The sequence below is a fragment of the Flavobacterium aureirubrum genome (assembly GCF_038739835.1).
GTDB classification, from domain to species: Bacteria; Bacteroidota; Bacteroidia; order Flavobacteriales; family Flavobacteriaceae; genus Flavobacterium; species Flavobacterium aureirubrum.
The window spans coordinates 1-879 of sequence record NZ_JBCGDO010000077.1; the positions used below are offsets into that span (position 1 = coordinate 1).

Consider the following 879-nt stretch of genomic DNA (forward strand, 5'->3'; position numbering starts at 1 on the left):
TATCATTGCGACCCCATGCCCAGAGTGTACCATTACTTTTAATGCCATAAGAGCTGTCGAAACCAGCACTCACCGTCAGCCAAGTATCGGTTCCTATCTGTACAGGGGTATCTCTAAAAAACATTTCAGGGAGTGTATCCCCTGTTTGTCCGCTATCACCAGCACCCCACGCCCATAGGGTGCCATTGTTTTTTAGCGCCAGCGCATGAAAGGAGCCGGTATCTAAAAAAGCCCAATCGGTATCATTACTTAGCTGCGTTGGTACGGTTCGTACTGTGAGGTTAGAAGGACCTATAAGGCCAGTGACATTAGTACCCCATCCCCAGAGGGTACCATTGTTTTTCAGCGCAAGAATGGCAGAAGCCGTAGAGCAAGCGCTCACTTGTTTCCAATCGCTGGCGGTGCCTATTTGAATGGGGGTCAACTGATTGGCACAGCAGGTGTTGTTCCCCATTTGGTACTCGTTGTTTTGACCCCATCCCCAGAGCGTGTTGTCTGTCCTGATGCCAAAGCTGAAAAGAACCCCTGACTCTATCTGCCGCCAGTTGGTAGCAGTGCCTATTTGTACAAAAAAGGGAGAGGCTACGGTAGACCCGATGCCGAGATTACCTGTTGAGTTGGCTCCCGTACCCCAAAGCGTACCATCGCTTTTAATGACAAAGGCATTAAAACGCCCACATTCAAAAGTCATCACACTTCCTGTAATCATCACTGGGGTGGGTATAAATACGGTTTGGTCGTCGCCATTGCCTAATTGAAAAGAGCTATTCCAGCCCCAGTTCCATAGGGAACCGTCTGCTTTTTGGGCATAATTGCTTCGGAATGCCGAACTAATTTTAGTAAAACACTGCCCAGATGCCGTGTTGTGTAGTGCTATAA

At 48.5% G+C, this 879-nt stretch carries 1 protein-coding gene; it reads right to left on the reverse strand.

The window, feature by feature from the left end; genetic code table 11:
- Window positions 1–879, reverse strand: an 879-nt coding sequence (locus WFZ85_RS16005) for an RCC1 domain-containing protein (RefSeq protein ID WP_413789744.1), incomplete at both ends; no start/stop codon positions are given.